A 24288-nucleotide genomic window follows, 5' to 3' on the forward strand; every position below is an offset into this window, starting at 1 on the left:
TCCAACCCGGTAGCTGAACGGAGGTAACCGCCATGGTTGCTGACAGTTCCGTCCAGCCATCGTTGCTGCAGGGATTTCCGGTTCGGACTCCGTCCTCCGGAGCCATGGCAGCACAGCTGCCGGTGGCGCGGGTTCTCGTGGAGTCCTCCCTCCCGCACCTGGACCGGCCTTTCGACTACGCCGTCCCGGCCTCCCTTGACCGGGAGGCCCGGCCCGGGGTGCGGGTCAAGGTCAAGTTCAACGGCCAGGACCTCAACGGCTTCCTCCTCGAACGGGTGGCGGAGTCCGACGCCGGACATGCCTTGGTGCCCCTGGCCAAGGTCGTTTCACCGGTTCCGGTCCTCACGCCCGCCGTCCGGGACCTGGCCACCGCAGTCGCCGCCCGGTACGCCGGTACCGTCAGCGATGTCCTCCGCCTCGCCGTTCCACCCCGCGTCGCCAGGCTGGAGAAGGATTACCCGGGCGCCTGCGCGGAAGCGGAAGCCGGAACCACTCCCGCCGCCGCCGGCCCCTCAGCCTGGGCGGACTACCGCACCGGTGCGGCCTTCCTGCGGCACCTGGCCGCCGGTGGAGCGCCGCGCGCGGTGGTCAACCCGCTCCAGGGCTACGGACCCGCCGGGTGGCCGCACCTCCTCGCCGAAGCCGCTGCCGCCGCCTACACGTCGGGCCGCGGCGCCCTGCTGGTGGTGCCGGACTACCGCGACCTTGACCGCCTCGAGGCAGCACTCAAGGACGTGCTGCCGGATGACGCCGTGGCACGGCTCACCGCAGACGATGGCCCCACGCCCCGGTACCGCAACTACCTTCGCCTGCTGGCCGGCACCGCCAAAGTGGCCATCGGCACCCGGTCTGCCGCCTTCGCACCGGTACCGGACCTCGGCCTGGTCGCCTGCTGGGACGACGGGGACGACCTCCACATCGAGCAACGCGCACCCTACCCGCACGCCCGGGAAGTCCTGCTCCTGCGGGCGGAACAGGAAGGCGCCGCCTGCCTCCTGGCCGGGCACTCGCGCAGCACGGAGGTCCAGCGGCTGGTGGAGTCCGGGTGGGCCATCCCCGTGAGCACCCCGCGTAACACCCTGCGGGCCACCGTTCCGCGGGTCGTCAGCACCGCCGACACCTTCGAGCAGGCCCGCGACCCGCTCGCAACGGTCGCCCGGCTTCCGCACGCGGCCTGGCAGGCCGCCAAGGAAGGCCTGGAGCGCGGACCTGTCCTGGTGCAGGTGGCCAGGTCCGGCTACGCGCCGTCACTGGTCTGCGAAACGTGCCGCGAGCCGGCACGCTGCGGAACCTGCCAGGGGCCGTTGGCGCTGGCAGGCACGTCGGCGCTTCCCCAGTGCCGCTGGTGTTCGACGCCGGCACCGGACTGGAGCTGCACCCATTGCGGCGGCCGGCGGCTCCGGAAAGGGGCCACCGGGGTCCTGCGTACTGCGGAGGAGTTGGGGAGGGCTTTTCCCGGCAAAACCGTCGTTACCTCCTCCGGTGACCAGGTAAAGGCCAGGGTGGGGGAGGCAAAGGCCCTGGTGGTGGCCACGGTGGGGGCGGAGCCGGTCGCGGCCGGCGGCTATGCAGCGGCCCTGCTCCTGGACGGCGACTCCCTGCTGCGGCGGGAAACCCTCCGCGCCGGCGAGGACACGGTCAGGCGGTGGCTGAACGCCGCGGCACTGGTGCGCCCTGCCCCGGACGGCGGACTGGTGGTGGTGACGGCCACGGACACCGCTGCCACAGGCGCCCTGCTCCGTTGGGATCCTGCCGGCTATGCCCAGCGGGAGCTGGCCCTGAGGATGGAACTCCAGTTGCCCCCGGCGGTCCGGATCGCATCTGTCACCGGGCCGCGACCCGCCGTCGAACATTTCACGGCCGCCGTGGAGGCCGGGCTCGGCAGCGCCGGAATAACGGTGCGCACCGCAGGCCCGGCGCCGCTGGTGCTGACCGCTCCGCCGTCCGGGAGGCGCTCGGCCGAGGACGTCCGGACCCTGCTGTTCTTCCCGTATGGCCAGGCGGCCGCCGTCGTCCGTGTCCTGCGGGCCACCCGGGCAGCCGCGGGCGCCAAGCGGACCGTGGAGCCGGTACAGTTGCGCCTGGACGGCGTGGACGTCCTGTAACGGGTTGGCAGCACGGTGCTTGTTGCCTCGCCTGCGTCACCGGACTGGAGACGCGCTCAGCGCCGCCTGTTCGCCACCACTTCGTGTGCCGCATCCACCAGTTGCCTCGCCGATTCGTCCCAGCTGAATTCGGCGGCCCGCGCCACGGAACGCCGGGACATGTCCTGCCAATGCCCGTCATCCTGCAACTGCGCCACCGCGTGCGCGAACTGTTCGGGGGAGCCCGGGTCCACGTACAGGGCTGCGTCCGCGCCCACCTCGCGGAAGATCGGGATGTCGCTGGCGATCACCGGCGTCCCCACAGCCATGGCTTCCACCAGGGGGAGCCCGTAGCCCTCGGCCCTGGACAGGCTTACCAGTGCGGTGGCCCGCCGCAGCAGCCCGTCATACTCCTCGTCGGTGACGCCGTTGTGGAACACCACGGCGGCGCCCGGCGGCACCAGGCCTTCGAGTTCCGCGCGCCGTTGTGGACTGATCCGGCTCAGCAGGTGCAGGGTGTAGCCGGGCAGCCCGGACATGCCGGCCACCATGGTTTCCACGTTCTTGTAGGGCATGAACGAGCCCATGTAGATGAGCGTCTTGTCCGCGCCGTCACCCGGGGTGCGGTGGACCTGGGCCGGCTGGGGGGCGTTGGCGATGATGCGCACCGGCCGGCGGGTGAGGCGGTACTTGGCGATGAGCGCCTCCGTGGTCCGGCTGATGGTGGCCACCGTGTCGGCCCGGTTCAGCAGCAGCCGCTGGGGCCAGAACGCCTTGTGGTAGAGGCGCCAGAGCAGCCTGACCGGGGCCGGCAGGAATCCCGGGGGAGCGGGGTGCTCGTAGTAGATGAGGTCGTGCAGCGTCAGGATCAGGCCGTACTTCCTGCCCCAGGTGCCCATGGTCTGCATGGGGCACACCACCACATCGGCGCCGAGGCCGTTGACCTTGCGGGCCACGAACAGCTCCAGCGGTGAGAGCGGACTGTTGATCAGCGTGTACGGAACATCCGGCAGGAGGGCGAGCTGGCGGACGTCGGAGACCAGCATGGAGACGTCTGCGATTTTCGCCGTGGCGGCGATCAGGCTGGCCCCGTAGCGGCTGATGCCGTCATGGTGGTCGGTGCGGGTAAAGCGGGCGTCGATAACTATCTTCACGCGGGATGATCCTTCAGGAAGCTGCGGATGTGGCGGGCGGCGGGCTCCGGCGTTTCGTAGTGGATCAGGTGTCCGACGCCGGGAATCACCTTCAGCTCCCCGTCCGGCAGCAGTGCCAGGAGGCGCTGCTGGCTGGGAAGCGTGGCTATTTCGTCCCTTTCGCCGGCCACCAGCAGCACGGGGAGGTCCAGCCGGCCGGCCACCTGGGCCACGTGGTTGCTGACCGACGCCGTGAAGGACTCCAGCAGGCTGTCGCGGTCGGCGAAGGAACTGAAGTACGCGTGGTGCTGGCCGTGGATGAATGCCCGCAGTTCCTTGTCGCGTGTCTTGGCCATGGTCTCGCTCATGACGCGCACAATCAGCCGGTTGCGCAACAGGGCCAGCCCCGGTTTGCGGGGGAGCCTTGCCGCCAGCCGGTAGTACAGGACTGCCAGCCGCGTCATCACGCCTTTGGGCCCCTCCAGCGCCGGGGCAGCAATGGGGTTGATGAGGATCAGGGGACGGACTGCGCCGGGGTGGCCGGCCACAAAGTGCGCTGCCACGATCGAACCGAAAGAGTGGCCCAGCAGGACGGTGTCCGGTCCCAGCCCGCGGGCCGCCATGAAGTCGCTGACGAACTGTCCGTAGCGTTCCACCGAATGCTCGTCCTGCCCGAAGGCGTCGGACCTGCCAAAGCCCGGCAGGTCGGGCATGATGATGCGCATGTCCGGCAATTGGTCCGCGACGCGCAGGAGCCCGTGATGGTCGCCCCGGAAACCGTGGATCACCAGGATGGTGCGGGTTTCCGGTGTTTCCTCCAGCGGCTCGTAGGTCCAGAACGCCACGCTGCCGCCGTCGAGGGTTACGGTGCCGGCCGAAGTCCGCGCTGCCAGTGCGGCACTCACGTATGCCGGCGCAGTGGAGGTCCCCGGGTTCACGGTATCCATGCCCGCGCCTAGTTGACGTTGTCCGGATGCGAACCGGTGCGCTGCCCGCGGTCCAACGCAGTAATCGCGGCCAGGTCCCGTTCGGAAAGCTCGAACCCGAAGACGTCCAGGTTTTCCCGGATGCGGGCCTCCGAACTTGCCTTGGGGATGGCAATGTTGCCCAGCTGCATGTGCCAGCGCAGGATTACCTGCGCCGGGGTCCTGCCGTGCTCGGCGGCGCAGGCTTCGATGACCGGATCCGCAAGCACCTGGCCGCGGCCCAGCGGGCTCCATGCTTCGGTCCGGATACCCAGGTCAGCGTGCTTGCTGCGCAGTTCTTCCTGCTGCAGCCAGGGGTGCAGTTCGATCTGGTTCACGGCAGGAACCACTTCGGCGCTTTGCAGGAGCCGGTCAAGGTGGGCGGGCTGGAAGTTGCTGACGCCGATGGCGCGGACGCGGCCTTCGCGGTAGAGGGTCTCCAGTGCGCGGTACGTTTCCGGGAACAGCCCGCGCCGCGGGCATGGCCAATGGATCAGGTACATGTCCACGTAGTCCAGGCCCAGGTTGACCATGGAGTCGTCGAAGGCACGCAGCGTGGAGTCGTAGCCGTGATGGTCGTTCCAGACCTTGGTGGTGATGAAGACGTCCTCCCGGGTCAGGGAAGGGGACAGCTCCCCGGACCCGCCGCTTCCGGTTCCGTCGCCAAGCTGGGAACTGATGCCACGCGCGACGCCGGTCTCGTTTCCGTACATGGCCGCGGTGTCGAAGTGGCGGTAGCCTGCCGCGAGCGCCGTGGCCACCAGGCCTTCTGCGTCCGCCGCCGGCACCTTATACAGCCCGAAGCCAAGCTGGTCGATCAGCACGCCGTTGTTCAGGCTGAGCCGGGGTGAGGTTCTCATGGAAACGACTCTACCCACTTCAGCTTGTCAGGCCCTCGTAATCGACCAGCCGGCGGGCGGTGGCTTCGTCCAGGATCAGGTCCGTGGCCAGCCTCGCGGCCAAGGCCCCGCGGAGGCCGTTGATCTTGGAGACACCTGAGACCACGCAGATCCTCCGGCGCACCTGGCGCAACTGGGCAAGTGCCGGCCCGGTGGAGCGTTCGTTCAGGACGATCCCGTTGGAGGAACCGTCGGCCCGGAAGAACACGGTGGCTACGTCGCCCACCACGTCCGAGTTGGCCAGCGCGTTCAGGTCCTCCTCGTCGAGGTATCCGCCCGCGTAGACGTGGCTGGGGTAGTCGGCGTGCACCGAACCGACACCGAAGATGGCAATGCTCATCTTGGCCTGGAGTTCCAGGACGCGCTGCACGCTGCGTTCATTCCACATGGCCGTCTTGGTGGCGGCGTGGTCGAAGAAGGCCGGGACGGGAAACTGCTCCACCCGTGCGCCGTAGGCGCTGCCAAACCTTCGCATGATGTCGCTGGCGTAGGTAATGCCCGTGGTGTGCATGTTTCCTGCGCCGTTGAGCTGGACGATAACGCTGTCGTGGGTGATCTTCCGGGTGAGGTGCCGGCTGACCGCGCTGAGGGTGGATCCCCAGGCAACGCCGATGATGGCATTGGAGTCCACCAGGGGACCGATGGTGCGTGCGGCCTGCATGGCCACGCGGTCCAGGGTTTCGGCTTCGTTGAGCGTCCCCAGGACCGGTACAACGTGCACGTCAAGGTTGTACCTGCGCCGGATCATGCCTTCCAACTCCGGGCCGGTATCGAGCGGATTGCGGATCTGGATCTGCACCAGCCCCGATTCCCTGGCGGCGGACAGGAGGCGTGAAACGGTGGACCGGGAGGTACGCAGTTCGCGTGCGATCGCATCCATGGTGAGGTCCTGCAGATAGTACATTTGTGCAGCTCGGAGGGCATCTGCGTCCCTGGAGAGAGTCATCTCATTTCCCATCTGCACGTTTGTGCATAGTGCTTGACTCCATTTTCCATATCTCCAAAGAATAGAGCAGAACGGCGGCACGCCACGGTGGCAGCCGCATCACTCAAAGCCCCAAGGGAGTTTGTTTTGGGACCCAAGGAACCAACTGTCCAACTGTCTGCCGGCGCGCCCCGGGCCGGAGCCGAACGCTCATCGGTACACAGCCTCCGGCGCAGGCCGCACGCCAAAGTACTCGTGGTGGGCGGCGGCATTAACGGGGTAGGTACGTTCCGCGACCTGGCTTTGCAGGGCGTCGACGTCGCGCTCGTGGAACGCGGAGATTACTGCCAGGGGGCCAGCGGCGCATCCTCGCACATGATCCACGGCGGGATCCGCTACCTCGAAAACGGCGAGTTCCGCCTGGTGCGCGAATCCGTGGTGGAACGCAACCGGCTGCTGAAGATCGCGCCGCATTACGTCAAGCCGCTGCAGACCACCATTCCCATCTTCAGCACGTTTTCGGGCATCCTGTCCGCGCCTATGCGCTTCCTGACCCACAAGCAGCAGGGCAAGCCGAAGGAGCGCGGTGCGTTCCTTATCAAAGTCGGGCTGAGCCTCTACGACTCGTTCTCCCGCGACGGCGGCACCGTGCCGCGGCACCAGTTCCGCACGCACAAGGCCGCCCTCAAGGAGTTGCCTGCCCTCCGTCCGGACGTCAAATACACTGCCACCTACTTTGATGCCTCCGTGCACAACCCGGAGCGGCTCACCCTCGACGTCCTGCAGGACGGCGTGAAGGCCGGCCGCCCCGCGGGGACGGAGCAGGCCCACAACGCACAGGGCAACACGGCGCGTGCCAGCAACTACCTGTCCCTGCAGTCCGTGTCTCCGGCACCCAACCCGGGGACCGGGCGGGGCAGCACCGTCCGGCTCCGTGACGAACTCACCGGCGAGGAGTTCGATTTCACGGCGGACGTCATCGTAAACACCACCGGCGCGTGGGTGGACCTCACCAACGGAGCCATGGGTGCCGCGTCATCCTTCATGGGCGGCACCAAGGGCTCGCACATCGTGCTTGACCACCCGGGCCTCCTTGCCGCGTGCCGGGGCCGCGAAATCTTCTTTGAGCACACTGACGGCCGGATCGTCCTGATCTACCCGATGGGTGACCGGGTCCTGGTGGGTACCACCGACGTCGACGCCGACATGTCCGAGGACGCCGTCTGCACCGACGACGAGATTGCGTACTTCTTCGACCTGATCGGGCACGTTTTCCCGTCCGTCGACGTGACTCCTGAACACATCGTGTATACGTTCTCCGGGGTCCGCCCCCTGCCACGCCATGACGCCACCCAGCCCGGCTTCGTCTCCCGCGACTACCGCATCGAACGCCGCACCTCCGGACAGGACGCGGGCTCCGCCGTCGTCCTGAGCCTGGTGGGCGGCAAGTGGACAACGTTCCGCGCCCTCGCAGAGCACCTCGCCAACGACGTCCTCGCCGAACTCGGCATGCAGCGCAAGGTTTCCACCGCGCAGCTGCCCATCGGCGGCGGTGCCGGATTCCCCGCTGACGATAACGGCGTCCAGCAGTGGATCAAGGCGCACATGTCGGCCGGCCGGGACGCGGACCGCACGGCGGGCCTGCTGACCCGCTACGGAACGCGGGCCGAAGAAGTGATCGGGTACCTCGACGCCGCCCCTGACCAGGCGCTGCGTTCCACCCGTGAGCTCAGCGTCCGGGAACTGGAATACATGGCGGCACACGAACAGGTGGGCCATCTGGTGGATGTCCTGATCCGGCGCACCTCCCTGGCCTTCCGGGGACTCGTCACCGGCGAGCTGCTCAACGAGCTCGCCGAGGTGCTCTCCGGACCGCTCAATTGGGACGCTGCGACGCGGACCGCAGAGATCAAGCACGCCCAGGACGTGCTGCAGCGTTTCCACCGGGTGGAAACGCACAGCCTGGTCTCCTGAGGCCGGGCGGGGCCGGGGGAGCGAGTCACCCCGGCCCAACGGCCCTCCACCCGCGGAGGGCCGACAACTAAAAACAGAAGGAGTCAAAGATGTCTCTAGGAATAGTTTTCCTCTCCGAAGTCTTTGGTACCGGCATGCTGACCCTCTTGGGTTGCGGCGTCGTTGCCAACGTGGCTTTGCGGGGAACAAAAGGCAACAACGGCGGGTTCCTCATGGTCACATGGGGGTGGGGAATAGCCGTCTTCGCGGGTGTCTTCGTTGCCGCCAAGTCGGGCGCGCACCTGAATCCCGCCGTCACGCTCGGCTTGTTGCTTAACGGCAAAGCCGAGTACGCTCCGGGAGTCACCGTGGATTTCGCCTCCACCCTGACCTACTTTGGCGGCGAAATGCTGGGCGCGTTCCTCGGCGCCGTGGTCTGCTGGCTGGCATACAAGCAGCACTTCGACGACGAACCTGAGCCCGCCAGCAAGCTCGGCGTGTTTTCCACCGGGCCGGCCATCCGGTCCACGCCCTGGAACGTCATTACCGAGGTCATTGGCACCTTCGTGCTGGTGCTGGTCATCCTGACCCTCGGCGGAACCCCCTCCGGGCTCGGCCCGCTCGCCGTTGCCCTGCTCGTGGTAGGCATCGGTGTTTCCCTCGGCGGCCCGACGGGCTACGCCATCAACCCCGCGAGGGACCTTGGACCCCGCATCGCCCACGCATTGCTTCCCATCAAGGGCAAGGGCTCCAGCGACTGGGCCTACTCCTGGGTGCCCGTCGTCGGACCCTTGATCGGCGGCGCACTCGGTGGCCTCGTGGCCCGCGTTGTCCCCATCATCGTCACAGCAGCATCCTGAACCCACACGACAGATCAACAAACCGGACAAGGACGTCATCATGAACCAGTACGTAATCGCTATCGATCAGGGCACCACCAGCACCCGCGCCATCATCTTCGACCACAGCGGCGCCATTGTCTCCTCCGGCCAGATGGAACACGAACAGATCTTCCCGCAAGCCGGCTGGGTGGAGCACGACGCCACGGAAATCTGGAACAACACCCGTGAGGTCATCGGCTCCGCGCTTTCCAAGGCGAACCTGACACGGCACGATATTGCCGCCGTCGGCATCACCAACCAGCGCGAAACCGCCGTGGTGTGGGACAAGACCACCGGCAAGCCGGTCTACAACGCCATCGTGTGGCAGGACACCCGGACCCAGGACATCGTCGATGAACTGTCCAAGGACGGCGGCGGAGACCGGTTCAAGCAAAAAGTGGGGCTCCCGCTGGCAACCTACTTCTCCGGGACCAAGATCAAATGGATCCTGGACAACGTCGACGGCGCCCGCGAAAAGGCAGAGGCCGGGGACCTGGTGTTCGGCAACACCGACGCCTGGGTCCTGTGGAACCTGACAGGCGGCGTGGACGGCGGCGTCCACGTCACCGATGTCACCAACGCGTCCCGCACGCTGTTCATGGACCTTGACACCCTCCAGTGGGATGACGAAATCCTTGGCATCTTCGGCGTGCCGCGCAGCATGATGCCGGAAATCAAGTCCTCCTCCGAGGTCTACGGCGAGGTCCACGGATCCCAGCTGCTCCGCGAGACGCCGGTAGCAGGGATCCTGGGCGACCAGCAGGCGGCAACCTTCGGGCAGGCAGCCTTCGACACCGGCGAAGCCAAGAACACCTACGGCACCGGCTGCTTCCTGATCTTCAACACCGGCGAGGAGATCGTCCACTCCAAGAACGGGCTTCTCACTACCGTTGGCTATAAGCTCGGCGACGCCAAGCCGCACTACGCCCTCGAAGGATCCATCGCCGTCACGGGTTCCCTCATCCAGTGGCTGCGGGACAACCTGGGCATGATCAGCAGCGCGCCGGAGGTGGAGACCCTGGCCGCGGCCGTAAAAGACAACGGCGGCGTGTACATCGTCCCCGCGTTTTCCGGCCTCTTCGCTCCCTACTGGCGCTCGGATGCACGTGGCGCGATCGTCGGCCTGACCCGCTTCGTCAACAAGAACCACATCGCCCGGGCTGCCCTGGAAGCCACCGCGTTCCAGACCCGCGAAGTGCTCGACGCCGTCAACGCGGACTCCGGCGTGCCGCTGAGCGAGCTGAAGGTCGACGGCGGCATGGTCGCCAACGATGCCCTCATGCAGTTCCAGGCCGACATCCTGGGTGTTCCGGTGATCCGGCCCAAGGTCGTGGAAACCACGGCGTTGGGCGCCGCCTACGCGGCCGGCCTCGCCGTCGGCTTCTGGAAGGACCTGGGCGAACTGTCCGCCAACTGGTCCGAGGACAAGCGGTGGGAGCCGCAAATGGACAAGGCGGAGCAGGAGCGCCAGCTGCGCCTCTGGAAGAAGGCCGTGACCAAGTCCATGGACTGGGTTGACGAGGACGTGAAGTAGGCCGACGAGCCGATGCCTTCACTGTTGAGGGGGCCCCGCCCGCTTCGCGGACGCCCGAAGCCGCTCCCGGGCCCCCTCAACAGTTCGGCATTTCCGGGCCGGCCGATTCAGCCGCTCGTGGCGACTTACATAACGCTCGCAAGCCGTGCGCTAAAGTGGTGGTATGCGTGCGATCCTCCTTCTTAGCTAGCCGCCCGGCATCCCGGCCAGACTCCCGGATTGTCGAGCGGCAGCCCCTCCGTGTGAGGGGCTTTTGTGTGTCCGGGACGAAGTGCGGGCCCGGAGCAGGGGACCGAAGGATCAGGCGCGACCCGTCCTGATCGGACAAGATCGAAAAGAATAGAAGAGGCCAGCAGTGGGCGTTCAGCCGGAGACAGAGACCGGAACAGCAACAGTATCGGCAGGGCCCGAAGAGGGCACCTACAGTTTCATCGCCATGGAGGCCAAATGGCCCCAGGTGTGGGAGGACCTCAAGGTCTTCACCCCGGTGGACGACGGGTCCCGGGAACGCCGCTACGTGCTTGACATGTTCCCGTACCCCTCGGGCGACCTGCACATGGGTCACGCCGAAGCGTTCGCCATGGGCGATGTGGTGGCCCGGTACCTTCGCCAAAAGGGCTACGACGTCCTGCACCCGATCGGGTGGGACTCGTTCGGCCTGCCCGCGGAAAACGCAGCCATCAAGCGCAACGCCCACCCCAGTGAGTGGACGTACGCCAACATCGACACCCAGGCAGCCTCATTCAAGCGGTACGCGATCTCCGCCGACTGGTCGCGCCGGCTGCATACGTCCGACCCCGAGTATTACCGCTGGACGCAGTGGCTGTTCAAGCGCTTCTACGAGCGCGGCCTGGCCTACCGCAAGGACTCGCCGGTCAACTGGTGCCCCAAGGACCAGACCGTGCTGGCCAACGAACAGGTGGTCAACGGTGCCTGCGAGCGCTGCGGCACCACCGTCACCAAGAAGTCCCTGAACCAGTGGTACTTCAAGATCACCGACTACGCCGACCGGCTGCTGGACGACATGGACGAGCTCCGCGGGCACTGGCCCGAGCGCGTGCTGGCCATGCAGAAGAACTGGATCGGCCGGTCCGAGGGCGCCCACGTCACCTTCGTGATCGAGGCCGACGGCGGCAAGCCCGCCAAGGACGTCACGGTCTTCACCACCCGTCCGGACACGCTGTACGGGGCAACGTTCTTCGTGGTGGCCGCTGACGCGCCGCTCGCCGTCGAACTCGTCACCGACGAACACGCCGCCGCCCTGGAGGACTACCGGGAGAAGGTCAAGGCCCTTTCGGAAATAGAACGGCAGTCAACGGAACGGGAGAAAACCGGTGTCTTCACCGGCCGGTACGCCATCAACCCGCTGAACGGGGAGAAACTCCCGGTCTGGGCCGCAGACTACGTCCTGGCCGACTACGGCACCGGCGCGATCATGGCCGTGCCCGCCCACGACCAGCGCGACCTGGACTTCGCCAAGACCTTTGACCTGCCTGTCCGGGCGGTCCTGGACACCGGCGAGGAGGATCCGGCCGTGTCCGGCACGGCGACTGCCGGCGAGGGCACCCTGATCAATTCCGGGGCTCTGGACGGGCTGCCCAAGGCCGAGGCCATCCCGGCCGCAATCAAGATCCTCGAAGAGCAGGGCACCGGCGAGAAGTTCGTCAACTTCCGGCTCCGCGACTGGCTGCTGAGCCGCCAGCGGTTCTGGGGCACCCCGATCCCCATCATCCACTGCCCGTCCTGCGGGGAAGTGCCCGTTCCGGACGAGCAGCTGCCGGTGACGCTGCCGTCCGACCTCCGTGGCGAGGACCTGTCGCCGAAGGGCACGTCCCCGCTGGCGGCTGCCGAAGCGTGGGTCAATGTCGAGTGCCCCTCCTGCCACGGCCCGGCAAAGCGCGACACGGACACCATGGACACTTTCGTGGACTCGTCCTGGTACTTCCTGCGCTTCGTCTCGCCCCAGTTCACCGAGGGCCCCTTCGACCCGCAGAAGATCAACGACTGGATGCCTGTTGGCCAGTACGTCGGCGGCGTGGAGCACGCCATCCTGCACCTGTTGTATGCCCGGTTCTTCACCAAGGTCATCCACGATCTGGGCATGATCGACGCCGACGAACCGTTCAGTGCCCTCCTCAACCAGGGGCAGGTGCTCAACGGCGGCAAGGCCATGAGCAAGTCCTTGGGCAACGGCGTGGACCTCGGTGAACAGCTGGACAAGTATGGTGTGGACGCCGTCCGCCTGACCATGGTGTTCGCCTCCCCGCCCGAGGACGATGTGGACTGGGCCGACGTGTCGCCGTCGGGTTCGGCCAAGTTCCTGGCCCGCGCCTGGCGCCTCGCACAGGATGTTGCCAGCGACCCAGGGGTGGACGCCGCAGCCGGTGACCGTACCCTGCGCTCGGTAACGCACCGCACCATCGCCGACGCCGCCGAACTGCTGGATGCCAACAAGTTCAACGTGGTGGTGGCCAAGCTGATGGAACTGGTCAACGCCACCCGCAAGACCATCGATTCCGGGGCCGGCGCCGCGGACCCGGCCGTCCGGGAGGCCGCAGAGGCTGTAGCCGTGATCCTCAGCCTGTTCGCACCGTACACGGCCGAGGACATGTGGAACCTGCTGGGCCACCCGGCATCGGTGGCCAATGCAGGCTGGCCGGCACACGATCCCGCCCTCCTGGTCCAGGACACGGTCACCGCCGTTGTCCAGGTGCAGGGCAAGGTGCGCGACCGCCTGGAGGTGTCTCCGGACGTTTCCGAGGACCAGTTGCGTGAGCTGGCCCTGGCCTCCGAAAATGTCCAGCGTGCCCTCGACGGCCGCGGCATCCGGACTGTGATTGTCCGTGCGCCTAAGCTGGTCAACATCGTTCCGGCCTGACCGCTGCACCCGCAGTATCCACCGGCCGTCGGATATTTTCCGGCGGCCGGTGCCGCCTGAGCCGGACACCGTATCCAGGAGGCCCCTTGCCTGACAGTAATGCCGCCGCCTGGCCGTGGGTACGGTCCCGGCTCTCGGCGCTCAGGCCCTCTGCCCGTCCCGGGACCACGCGGCAGGGCCCCGGCGCCGCGGTCCGCACCGCCGTCGTCACAGACTCTGCAGCCGCCCTGCCGGCCAGCTATCTGGCGGGGCTTCCGCACGACGGAATCCTCACCGTAGTGCCGATGCCCGTCATGGTGGGCGCGGAGATCTATGGCGAAGGCGAAGACGACATCCTGGAAACCATCGCCGTGGCCCTCGCTTCGGGAACCGCCGTAAAAACGTCCCGGCCTTCACCCGGGCAGTTCGAGCAGGCGTACCGCGCAGCCCAACAGCGCGGATTCGAGGCCGTGGTGTCAGTCCACATTTCCGGTGAACTCTCCGGTACGGCGGACGCCGCAAGGCTCGCTGCGGCACGGGTTGGAATCCCGGTCGAGGTGGTGGACACGGAAACTGTCGGCATGGCCCAGGGAATGGCCGTCCAAGCTGCAGTCGCAGCCGCGGCAGCCGGTGCAGGCTGCGCCGACGTCGCCGCGGCCGCCCACGCCCAGGCAACCCGGACCAGGGTCTACTTCTACGTTCCCAGCCTGGAACAGTTGCGCCGCGGCGGCCGGATCGGCGCCGCAGCGTCGCTGGTGGGCACCATGCTCGCCATCAAACCCATCCTGGCGGTCGACGGCGGCAGGATCGTTCCGCTGGAACGCGTGCGTTCCGCCGCGCGAGCCGTGGCCCGGCTGGAAGAGATCGTTGCGGCAGAAGCGGTGCCCCGCCCGGGAGAAACCGTGCGCCTGGCCGTACACCACTTTGGAAACCAGGCGGAAGCGGACGGCCTGGCCGCCAGGCTGGCAGCGGCTTTGCCCGACTGCCCTCCTGCCCAGATCAGCGCCCTGCCCGCTGTCCTTGCGGCCCACGCCGGGCTCGGAGTGCTTGCCGTCATCGTCGGCAGGGGAACCGGCGGCGCCAGCCTTTCCACATAGGAGCTTCGCTCCCTGTCGACCGGTGGCGGGGCTCCCTAGGGTGGAGCTATGTCACGCCGGGATGCTGGAGCAGCAGGTCAGCAGGCGCGGCATGCGAGGGACCGGCTCCAGTCCACGCTGGGCGGGGGACGCCCGGGCCTCCTGCTGGACGGTCCGGGCCCGGGTGGCTTTGAGTACCATGGCCCGGGACAACCGGACGAGGCCGGCACAGGGCCCGCCGCGGATGGCAGGAAAGATGCGGGCCTGCGCCTCCGGTGGCGGATGGGACTGCGCGTTGCCGCGCTGCTCACCGCGCTGGCGTTGGCTGCCGGAGCCTGGTTCTGGTGGCAGGCGGGAGCCGGCGCCCCCGAAATCCTGCCACTGGGCGGCACAGGCATTTCCGGCGGTAGCCATGCGTCCTCCAAGGACCCGGTTGCCGGTGCAGCAGAGGGCCGCCCGGACTCGCCAGCGGATTCCGGCCAGGCCCAGGGGGAGCCCGTGTCCGGCGGCGGCCAGGTGGTGGTGCATGTGACCGGGGCCGTGGGCAGCCCCGGGGTCATCCGTTTGCGGCAGGGCAGCCGCGTTGACGACGCCATTGTTGCAGCGGGCGGTCCTGCAGCCGATGCTGACGTGGACCGGCTCAATCTCGCACTTGTCCTGGAAGATGGACAGAAGATCCAGGTCCCGAAGGTGGGGGAGCCGCTTCCGTCCGCCCAAGGGACAGGAAGCGGTGGTGGCCCGGACACCGCCGGTCCGGTTGCCGGATCAGGCCAGCCCGGCGGGAAGATCAACCTCAACACCGCAAGTGTGGCGGAACTGGACACCCTTCCCAAGGTCGGCCCCGTGCTCGCGCAGCGGATCGTCGACTGGCGAAAAGACCATGGCCCCTTCAAGAGTGTTGAGGAACTGGACGCGGTGGATGGCGTCGGGCCCAAGATGCTTGAGTCCCTGCTGCCCCTGGTGACGGTCTGAGATGGCGCCGCGTGGTGGTGACACCGGGCCTGGATTGCCTGAGCAGGACCGCCATGCAAGGGGCCCGCAGCAGAACTCATGGAGCAAATTCGTGGAGTCAGCGGTCCGGGGAGAAGCACCCGGGCGGCCAGGGAACGGGCAGGGTCCGGTGCCCTCAAGAACCGCGGGACACTCACGAACGGTTCCGCTTGGTTCACGTCAACGCCGGCTCCTTCAGGGCTGCCTGATATGGTGCGCCGGCTTTGTGCGCAAGCACGCGGCGGAAGCGCCGGACGCCCCGGCAGCGGCGGATTCTGCTGTTACTGCGCCCCGGCGCCGCACCGATCTCCGTCTCGCCCTTCCGGCAGCACTGGTTTGGGGAGGCGCCGTGGCCGGGATCTGGTTGCCGCCTCCGTCCCTGGGATTGCTGTGCGCCGTCTTGGCGGCCGTTGCGGCAGCGTTCATTTCCGGCGCCGCCAGAGGCAGCCGCAGGGGAACACGTGAACCCGTCCAAGGGCCGCGGGCCACACCAAGCCGGAAGGCCCGGGCCAGGAGTTTCATGGCTGCTGTCGGGGTCTCCCTGATGCTTGCCGCTGCCGCTGCCGCGCAGTCGGCGGCGGGCTCAGCACAGCGCTTCGACGGACCCCTGGCAGAGGCGATCGCAGCAGGCAGGTCGGTCGTCGCCATCGTGGAGGTCGCCGGAAGTCCACGGGCGGTGACGGGACCAGGGGGAGCGGCGGAACGGTGGTCGGTGCCGGTGGTGACCCAGGAAGTCTCGACCGGCGGGGCTCGAATTCGCACGCATGCCCCGCTGGTTGTCATGGGCGGACAGGACTGGGGCTCGTTGGTCCCGGGACAAACGGTGCGTGCGGCCGGTACGTTGCGGCCGGCCGAACCTGGACGCACGGAAGCGGGAAGCCTCGCGGCCTCCACTGCGCCTGCGGGGACATCGGCCGGTCCAGTCCTGCAGGAGGCTGCACGGGAGCTTCGGGACCGGTTCGTGTCGGCCGCGTCCTTCCTGGAGCCGGACGCCCGCGGTCTCCTGCCGGGAATGGTCACCGGAGACACCAGCGCCCTGGACCAGGGATTGGGGAACGCCATGAAAGCGGTGGGCATGACACACCTGACCGCGGTGAGCGGGGCAAACTGCAGCCTGGTGCTGGGGGCTTTGCTGGTGTTGTGCCGGCGGTTCCGGTTGCCCCGTGCGCCCGCTGCGGGAGTGGCCCTTGCCGGGTTGGCGCTGTTCGTGGTCCTTGTGGGTCCGGATGCCAGCGTCCTGCGTGCGGCCCTGATGGGAGCCATCGGGGTTGCAAGCCTCGCCGGGGGACGCTCGGGACGTGGGCTGAGCTTCCTCTGCCTGGCCGTCATCGGTCTCCTGCTGTCAGATCCAGCACTTGGCACCAGTTTCGGCTTTCTTCTATCAGTGCTGGCTACGCTGGGCATCATCCTCCTGGGCCGGCCGATCATCGACTGGATTCCCGTGGTGGTGCCGAGGTGGCTGGCTGCTTCGGTAGCCGTCCCGCTGTCCGCCCAGCTGCTGTGCGGGCCCGTCATCGTCCTGTTGCAGCCACAGTTCGCCACATATGCCCTGCCGGCCAACGTGGTGGCCGCGCCCCTGGTTGCGCCTGTGACCCTGCTGGGGACCGCCGCAGTGCCCCTGGTGTCCCTCATTCCTTGCGCCGCCACGGTCCTGATTGCCGTGGCGGGAGCCTTCAGTTCAGCGGTTGCCGCCACGGCGAGGTTCGCGGCGCAGCTGCCCGGGTCCGCTTTGCCATGGCCGGAAGGGGTACCCGGCCTGCTCTCCATGCTGCTGCTGTCAGTCCTCACGTTCGCCGTGGTGTGGGCGACTGCCCGGCCAAGGCACCTCCTCCGTCGGATCCAGGAGGCGCACACGGGGACTGAAGCGTTGATCGAACTGCTCGAGATCCGAATGCATCGCCTCCGCCACGTGCAGAGCTTGAAGCGCTGGCGCGACGGCCCCGGCTGCGGCGGCAAATGCAACGGAAGCAATTCATAAGTTGGGCTTCGAAAAAAGTTCAGCAAGTATTCAGGCGATGTCCTGAAAGTGTGCGTGCCAAAGAAATCCACAAAACACAGAGGTTGACCGCGCAACAATATTCAGGCTGTGGCACGATTGAGAAGCACAAGAACAATTGGGGGAATTTGTGACTGAACAGCAGTATCCGCAGGCCGGGTCATCCGGGCAGACCACTGAGACACCTGGCTGGCCGCCTGCCGGCAATGCAGGAAACGCCGGCCATTCCGGGTCGGGCGCGGCCCCGGGCTCCAGTCTCCTGAAGACTTTCGACTATAAAACTTTGATTCCCGGGGCCCTGGTCGGCGCCATTTCGTATGTGGTGATTTTCATCACCGCCTTTCTTTTCCTAATTCTGGCACTGATCGGTATTAGCGCCAGCAACGGTGGCAATACCGAATTGCCGTCGAATTCCATGCTTCCCAGTGAAAGCCCGATGCCGTCACCGTGGTCCCTGATAGGACAGCTGGCCGTGCAGCTGGTCGTCATGAGCCAGCTTGGCGCGCTCGGTTCGAGCATCGACGCAACCATTCCCTTCATGGGGAACGTGCACGGATCCGCTTCCGTCTTCGCGGTTCCCTTGCTGCTGACGGCCGTCTCGATCGCAGTGCTGTACTTCGGCGGCCGGTACGCCGCCAAGCGGGCCGCAGCCCAAACAACCGCCGGAACTTGGATCGAGGCAGTAACAACGGGCCTGGTGTTCACTCTGCTGGTCAATATCCTCGGGGCGATCTTCGCCATTTCCATACCGGTGCCGAGCGTGAAGATCAGCCCGATCGGCGCTGTGACCCTCGGGTCCTTCGTATTTGCGCTCGTGATCGGAACGCTCGCCACTTTCGCAGGGCGGGCATCAGTGCGCCCGCGCGCAATTACAGGCGCCGGTCTCCGTGCGGCGGTCCGCCGGGCGTTTGAGACTGTCGCGGTGCATTACGTCGTTTTTCTGGCCATCGCCATCCCGGTAGTTGTGATTGTCCTGGGCATCAAGTCCGGGTGGCAGTCCACCCTCTCCTCGCCGCTGTGGGCACCCACGGCAGGCTTCTTCATGTTCGGCCTGGGCCATCTGGGTGCTCTCACCCGCAACTGGAACTTGGGCTCCTCAGTGGCCTCATCGGCGAATTCCTCCGCTTCCGACATCAGCTTCGGCTTCGGGCACGCCTTGGACCAGTACGGCATCCCTGGCTGGGCCGGATGGTTGCTGCTTCTCCTGGCGCTGATATCAATCGTGGCGACCTCGGTCTTCTGGTACTTGCGCCGGGGGCCCGTGGTGACCAACAAGGTCACTGACTGGGCAGCGCTCCCTGCTGCATTCCTCGTTGCCGGGGCACTGGTCACGTGGCTGAGCAGCGTGACCGGCACCTTTGACGCCGGGTCACTGGCGTCCGGTGTCGGCAGCATGACGCTGGCATGGTTTACCCCGTTCTTCCTGATGCTCTGGGGCGGCGCTACAGAAGCATCAGCGCGCTATCTCGCGCCCCAGCTGAGCCGGTATGTTCCCCTGGCCCTGGCCTACAAGATTGCTCCTTCCGAATCGGCAGCAGCTGCACCGGCTGGCACGGCCCCTGCACCGGGTGCCGGGGCCCCAGTTGGCCGTGCAGCACCCGGAGCCCATCCTGCGCTGGCGCCCCGGGAGCCGATGTCCGCCCGCACGAAGCGCAAGCTTGGACTCATGCTGGGCTCCGCCGGTTTGGTGGTCGTACTGGTGGTCGGGGGAGTCATTGCACTCAACGTCATCAAGGGCAACAACGGTCCTGATAAGGCCGTGGGCAGCTACCTACAGGCACTTCAGAACGGCGAGGCTTCCAAGGCGATGGCACTGGCCGATCCCGGCGTGGCCAACGACCAACGGGTCCTGCTGTCCGATCAGGTCTACGCCAAGGCTGCCAAGCGCATCGACGGCTTCGACATTGTGTCCACGAAGGTCGCCGATGACACGGCTACGGTGGTGGCTGAGGTACACCAGGACGGCCGTAAGAAGCAGGAGACGTACAGCCTTCGCAAGTCGAATCCTGAACTCCTGGACGATCACTGGAAGATGGAGTCCACACCTCTTCAGAGCGTCCGCATCACGTCGGACACGCCGCTGAAGAAGGTCCTAATCAACGGTCAAGAGCTCGACGTCGACCTAGCGGGCAGCTCTATGGGCTCATCCGGCCTTAGCTACCCTGCTTTGCCCGGCGAATACACCGTTGAACTGCCCTCCTCGGAAAAATTTCTGGCCGCTCAGAAGTCCACGGCACTGGTCACCATCGGGGCCGCCCAGGCGCCCTCGACCGCCAGCCTCAAAGTGGACGCCTCTGACGCCCTGAAGTCCGAAGCCATGTCACAGATCGACGCCTATCTTGCCGAGTGTGTGAAGTCCACCGAGGCCCAGCCGGCCAATTGCCCGCTCGACAACTACAGTTCCTCGCGCTACTCCCGGAACTTTCACTGGACACTCACGTCGAAACCCACGTTCACCATAAGCAAGGACCCATATGGGTCTACCCCGTGGCGTATTCGTACACAGACCCCCGGGAAAGCGACAGTCAGCTACGAGAGGGATACCTCATTCGGTTTCGGAACAGCCGATTGGAAGCCTGCAACAGACACAACCTCGGTTTCCATGAGTGCCAACGTCTCTGTTGAGGACGGCAAGGTAAAGCTGACCTACAGCAGGTATTAAAGGGAGGAACGCGACCTGCCGAGCCGTTCGCAGCGGTGTAGGCCAGTCACACCATCGGCCCTGTCCGGGGTTCCGGGGAGGGCCGCTGGTCGTCTCCACCCGCCGCCTCAGAACCGGCAGCTTGGAGCCCGGGCGCGGACATGGCAGGCTGGGATACTGCACCAAAACCTCCGGAAGGGACCTTCGATGGCCGCTGCGCAAAAGCGTGAAACCCGCTCTCCGGCGTCGAACGCTGCCTCCTGGCGGGACGTGACCCCGGCGCAGATCGTGCTGGTCACCGGTCCGGAGGAATACCTTGGCATCCGGGCCATGGACAGGGTCCGGGCGCAAGTCCGGGCGGCGGCGCCGGACGTCGAACTCAGCCGCATCAACGCCGCCGGTTATGAGCCGGGGGCCCTGACCATGCAGGTCAGCCCCTCGCTGTTCGGCGAGAGCAAACTCATTGAAGTCGAATCTGTGGAAGCCATGAACGAAGCCTTCCTGGCCGACGCGCTGGCTTACGTGCAGCACCCCGAGCCGGATGCCGTCGTCGTGCTTCGACACGCCGGCGGCGCCCGCGGAAAAAAGCTGCTCGACGCCGTCAAGAAGGGCGGCTGGCCAGTCGTTGACTGCCAGCCCTTGAAGAAGGACGCTGACAAAATCTCTTTCGTCACCTCGGAATTCAAGGCGGCCGGACGCCGGATCAACCAGGACGCCGTCCAGGCCCTGGTGAACGCCGTGGGTGCAGACCTGTCCGAACTCGCTGCCGCCTGCAGCCAGCTGATCGCTGACGCCACCACTACCGTCACGTCCGAGACTGTGGACCGGTACTACGGAGGGCGCATCGAAGCCACGGCCTTCAAGGTGGCGGACGCCGCCATGGCGGGAAACGCGCCGCTGGCGCTGTCCACCCTCCGCCACGCCCTTGCCACGGGCGCGGATCCGGTACCCCTGGTTGCCGCCCTCGCCGCAAAGCTGCGGACGGTGGCGCGGGTGGCCGGCGCATCAGGATCGTCCGCCCAGATTGCGGCGGAACTCGGAATGCAGCCCTGGCTGGTTGAACAGGCCCAGCGGGACGTCCGCCGCTGGACCCCCGAGGGCCTCGTGCGCTCCATCCAGGCCACGGCAGAGGCTGACGCCCAAGTGAAGGGCCTGTCACGGGATCCGGTTTACGCCGTCGAACATGCCGTGACGGTGATCGCCATGTCGGTCCAGGGCAGGTAACGCCGGCAGACGCGACTGCCGGCGAGGCGCCCGGGGCATCCTGCTGCCGGCGTCCAGGGTCGGCTGCGTACCACTGTGCCCGCTGCCTGGCAGGCCGCCGCTTAAACGCGTGTGGCCGGCACCTTCCGGTACCGGCCACACCATCAGTTCGCGGGAACTGGAAACCTTAGAGTGCGTTGACCTTCTTGGAGATCGCCGACTTGCGGTTCGCTGCGTTGTTCTTGTGCAGAACACCCTTGCTGACAGCCTTGTCCAGCTTACGGCTGGCAGAAACGAGCGCAGTAGTAGCAGCTTCCTTGTCAGCGGACTCAACGGCGGTGTTGACGGCGCGGATGGCCGTCTTCAGCTCAGACTTGACTGCGTTGTTGCGCAGGCGGGCCTTCTCGTTGGTCAGGATGCGCTTCTTCTGGGACTTGATATTCGCCACGTGTGAACTCTCTTTGTAATGCGGAAATGGTCTAGAGGGCTTTCCGGCTGGCCTTGACTGAGCGGCGTGGGGATACCTATGGCGGCCAACCATCAGTGACCGTCGACCTGCACGGACACACAGCAATAAAGAATAGCAGGTCAGGGACGGGACTGGCCATTTCCGGTGCCTATGTCCAACCGTGCCGCCGGCGCAGCCCGGAGGCAACTTTCTCAAAACGCGCCTTGTCCAGGACGGCGCCCTCCCGCCGAACGCTGTCCGGCCTGATCTGCAGGACCCGGTCCAGCCGGACCTCGCTGGCCCTGCCCTGCTTGTCCCAGGCGCCGGAGCCCAGGTCCACGTAGAGGTCGGAGGCCGTACCCGGCGCCACCCGGTCCCTGCTGGTCATCATCAGTCCCAGGAGATATGTCCCATGATGTCCCACCAGCAGCACGGGGCGGTCCTTGCCCCTGCTGTGGTCCTCCTCGTAAGGGACCCAGGTCCACACCACCTCACCGGGGTCCGGATCGCCGTCGGGCCGGGGTGCATACCGCACGGCAGACCGGCCGGTGAAGTCACCCGGATAGGCGGACTTGGGAGCACCCTCGACGGGGCCTCGCAACTGCAGCATGCGCAGGCCGCGGCGGACGGCGTTAGCCACGGAGCGGAGGTCGATAGCCATGCTGAAACCCTATCGCCCTGCGCGGCCGGCGGAACGCCCCCACTGTGGCGCGGCAGGATGCGGTGCCGCGGCCCGGGACGTGGGACACTGGGAGTTCAAGATGTGCGGCCATACCGCCCGGCACCTTCGGGGTTGCCTGCCGGCTGGCTGCGAACAATGCCAACAGTAAGGACCCTGCGTGTCTCCCATGGCCCGCACCGCACCGGTGCCCGCCGCGACAGATCCGGCCATTATTCGGAACTTTTGCATCATCGCGCATATTGACCACGGCAAGTCCACGCTGGCTGACCGGATGCTGCAGTCCACCGGGGTTGTCCAGGCGCGCGACATGAAGGCCCAGTACCTGGACCGGATGGACATCGAGCGTGAGCGGGGCATCACCATCAAGTCCCAGGCCGTGCGCATGCCATGGGAAGTGGACGGGGTCAGCTACGCACTGAACATGATCGATACGCCCGGCCACGTGGACTTCACCTATGAGGTCTCCAGATCGCTGGCCGCCTGCGAGGGGGCAATCCTCCTGGTGGACGCAGCGCAGGGTATCGAGGCGCAGACACTGGCAAACCTGTACCTGGCCATGGAGAACAACCTCACCATCATCCCGGTGCTGAACAAGATCGACCTTCCGGCAGCGCAGCCGGAGAAATACGCAGCCGAACTCGCCAACCTCATCGGCGGCGATCCGGAGGACGTCCTGCGCGTGTCCGGCAAGACCGGCGTCGGTGTGGAGGCGCTCTTGGACAAGATTGTCCGCGACCTCCCCGCCCCGACGGGCGACCCGGATGCACCGGCCCGTGCCATGATCTTCGATTCCGTCTATGACACCTACCGTGGCGTCGTCACCTACGTCCGCGTCGTGGACGGCATGCTCCACCCCCGTGAGCGCATCCAGATGATGTCCACCAGGGCATCGCACGAGCTGCTGGAAATCGGGGTCAGCTCCCCGGAACCCACGCCGTCAAAGGGCCTCGGCGTCGGTGAAGTGGGTTACCTCATCACCGGCGTTAAGGACGTGCGCCAGTCCAAGGTGGGCGACACCGTCACCAACCTGGCCAAGCCGGCCGCAAAGTCACTGCCCGGCTACGCCGACGCCAAGCCCATGGTGTTCTCCGGCCTGTATCCGCTGGACGGGGCCGACTATCCGGTACTCCGCGACGCCCTTGAGAAACTCATGCTCAACGACGCAGCCCTGGTGTACGAACCGGAAACCTCCGCAGCCCTTGGTTTCGGTTTCCGTGTCGGATTCCTCGGCCTGCTCCACCTTGAGATCACCCGCGAACGCCTGGAACGCGAATACAACCTGGCACTCATCTCCACCGCACCGAACGTTGAGTACGAGGTGACCCTGGAGGACAAGAAGGTGGTCCAGGTGACCAACCCCAGCGAGTACCCCACAGGCAAGGTAGCGGAGGTGCGCGAACCCATGGTGTCCGCCACCATCCTGGCCCCCAACGAGTTCGTCGGCGCCATCATGGAACTCTGCCAGGCCCGCCGCGGCGTGCTGGGCGGGATGGACTACCTGTCCGAGGACCGGGTGGAGATCAGGTACCGCCTCCCGCTGGCCGAGATCGTGTTCGACTTCTTCGACATCCTGAAGTCCAAGACCCGCGGCTACGGGTCCCTGGACTGGAAGGCCGACGGTGACCAGGCAGCCGACCTGGTCAAGGTCGACATCATGCTCCAGGGCGAACAGGTGGACGCGTTCAGTGCCATCACGCACAGGGACAAGGCGTACGCGTACGGCGTGATGATGACCGGCAAGCTGCGCGAACTCATCCCGCGGCAGCAGTTCGAGGTGCCCATCCAGGCGGCCATCGGCTCCAGGATCATCGCCCGTGAAAGCATCCGCGCGATCCGCAAGGACGTCCTGGCCAAGTGCTACGGCGGCGACATCTCCCGTAAGCGCAAGCTGCTGGAGAAGCAAAAAGAAGGCAAGAAGCGCATGAAGATGGTGGGCACGGTGGAAGTTCCGCAGGAAGCGTTCATCGCCGCCCTCACCACTGACGATTCAAAGGACAAGGCCAAGAAGAAGTGACCACCGC

18 protein-coding genes are annotated in these 24288 nt (G+C 66.5%); 12 read left to right on the top strand and 6 right to left on the bottom strand.

The features are described from left to right. Window positions 1-32: 32 nt before the first annotated feature. Window positions 33-2105: a primosomal protein N' gene (locus QRM96_RS01150; RefSeq protein ID WP_285318030.1), complete on the top strand. Its 2073-nt coding sequence runs from the start codon at window positions 33-35 to the stop codon at window positions 2103-2105. 56 nt (window positions 2106-2161) lie between these two features. On the opposite strand, the gene QRM96_RS01155 is transcribed toward QRM96_RS01150, so the two are convergent. The 4 genes from QRM96_RS01155 to QRM96_RS01170 are packed head-to-tail and all read right to left on the bottom strand — an operon-like array spanning window position 2162 to window position 6027. After that, entirely contained in the window at window positions 2162-3238 is a 1077-nt protein-coding gene (locus QRM96_RS01155) for a glycosyltransferase family 4 protein (RefSeq protein ID WP_109044554.1), read from the bottom strand. Further along, a complete protein-coding gene (locus tag QRM96_RS01160) occupies window positions 3235-4164 on the bottom strand; it encodes an alpha/beta fold hydrolase (protein ID WP_285318033.1) in 930 nt (309 codons plus the stop codon). The genes QRM96_RS01155 and QRM96_RS01160 overlap by 4 nt, the downstream gene beginning before the upstream one ends. Before the next feature lie 8 nt (window positions 4165-4172). Then, window positions 4173-5042 carry an aldo/keto reductase gene (locus QRM96_RS01165; RefSeq protein ID WP_109044556.1) on the bottom strand — a complete coding sequence of 290 codons (870 nt, stop codon included), beginning with the start codon at window positions 5040-5042 and terminating at the stop codon, window positions 4173-4175. Between the two features lie 19 nt (window positions 5043-5061). After that, complete coding sequence (locus QRM96_RS01170; RefSeq protein WP_026264485.1) at window positions 5062-6027, bottom strand: sugar-binding transcriptional regulator; 966 nt, start codon at window positions 6025-6027, stop codon at window positions 5062-5064. Between the two features lie 126 nt (window positions 6028-6153). Here QRM96_RS01170 and QRM96_RS01175 point away from each other — a divergent pair, with 126 nt between their 5' ends. The 10 genes from QRM96_RS01175 (at window position 6154) to holA (ending at window position 21158) form a co-directional block, all read left to right on the top strand. Then, the gene (locus tag QRM96_RS01175; RefSeq protein ID WP_285318036.1) at window positions 6154-7980 is read left to right on the top strand and encodes a glycerol-3-phosphate dehydrogenase/oxidase; all 1827 of its coding nucleotides are present in this window, start codon (window positions 6154-6156) and stop codon (window positions 7978-7980) included. Window positions 7981-8069: 89 nt separating this feature from the next. After that, entirely contained in the window at window positions 8070-8819 is a 750-nt protein-coding gene (locus tag QRM96_RS01180) for an MIP/aquaporin family protein (protein WP_285318037.1), read from the top strand. Window positions 8820-8859: 40 nt separating this feature from the next. Then, window positions 8860-10374, top strand: coding sequence for a glycerol kinase GlpK (gene glpK, locus QRM96_RS01185; RefSeq protein WP_109044557.1), 1515 nt, complete (start codon window positions 8860-8862; stop codon window positions 10372-10374). A gap of 355 nt (window positions 10375-10729) precedes the next feature. Further along, a complete protein-coding gene (gene leuS, locus QRM96_RS01190; RefSeq protein ID WP_285318038.1) occupies window positions 10730-13252 on the top strand; it encodes a leucine--tRNA ligase in 2523 nt (840 codons plus the stop codon). 86 nt (window positions 13253-13338) lie between these two features. Next, a complete protein-coding gene (locus tag QRM96_RS01195; RefSeq protein ID WP_018761404.1) occupies window positions 13339-14328 on the top strand; it encodes a DegV family protein in 990 nt (329 codons plus the stop codon). A 48-nt stretch (window positions 14329-14376) separates the two neighbouring features. Beyond that, a complete protein-coding gene (locus QRM96_RS01200; protein ID WP_285318042.1) occupies window positions 14377-15279 on the top strand; it encodes a helix-hairpin-helix domain-containing protein in 903 nt (300 codons plus the stop codon). A gap of 538 nt (window positions 15280-15817) precedes the next feature. Then, window positions 15818-17275, top strand: a complete 1458-nt coding sequence (locus tag QRM96_RS01205; protein ID WP_285318043.1) for a ComEC/Rec2 family competence protein — start codon at window positions 15818-15820, stop codon at window positions 17273-17275. Continuing rightward, on the top strand, window positions 17242-17427 hold the full coding sequence (locus QRM96_RS20990) for a hypothetical protein (RefSeq protein ID WP_350224056.1): 186 nt from the start codon (window positions 17242-17244) through the stop codon (window positions 17425-17427). The genes QRM96_RS01205 and QRM96_RS20990 overlap by 34 nt, the downstream gene beginning before the upstream one ends. Before the next feature lie 338 nt (window positions 17428-17765). Beyond that, window positions 17766-19955, top strand: a complete 2190-nt coding sequence (locus QRM96_RS01210; protein ID WP_285318045.1) for a hypothetical protein — start codon at window positions 17766-17768, stop codon at window positions 19953-19955. Between the two features lie 186 nt (window positions 19956-20141). After that, a complete protein-coding gene (gene holA / locus QRM96_RS01215; RefSeq protein ID WP_109044559.1) occupies window positions 20142-21158 on the top strand; it encodes a DNA polymerase III subunit delta in 1017 nt (338 codons plus the stop codon). A 166-nt stretch (window positions 21159-21324) separates the two neighbouring features. Here holA and rpsT read toward each other — a convergent pair whose 3' ends face one another. Together rpsT and QRM96_RS01225 are read right to left on the bottom strand one after the other, a co-directional pair. Further along, a complete protein-coding gene (gene rpsT, locus QRM96_RS01220) occupies window positions 21325-21585 on the bottom strand; it encodes a 30S ribosomal protein S20 (protein ID WP_018761400.1) in 261 nt (86 codons plus the stop codon). Window positions 21586-21754: 169 nt separating this feature from the next. Beyond that, the gene (locus QRM96_RS01225; RefSeq protein ID WP_018761399.1) at window positions 21755-22246 is read right to left on the bottom strand and encodes a type II toxin-antitoxin system PemK/MazF family toxin; all 492 of its coding nucleotides are present in this window, start codon (window positions 22244-22246) and stop codon (window positions 21755-21757) included. A 178-nt stretch (window positions 22247-22424) separates the two neighbouring features. On the opposite strand from QRM96_RS01225, the gene lepA reads away from it, so the two are divergent. Further along, complete coding sequence (gene lepA, locus QRM96_RS01230; RefSeq protein WP_026264477.1) at window positions 22425-24281, top strand: translation elongation factor 4; 1857 nt, start codon at window positions 22425-22427, stop codon at window positions 24279-24281. Window positions 24282-24288: the final 7 nt, after the last annotated feature.

Origin of the sequence: Pseudarthrobacter sp. lyk4-40-TYG-27 (genome assembly GCF_030209295.1) — a bacterium.
Lineage (GTDB): Bacteria > Actinomycetota > Actinomycetes > Actinomycetales > Micrococcaceae > Arthrobacter.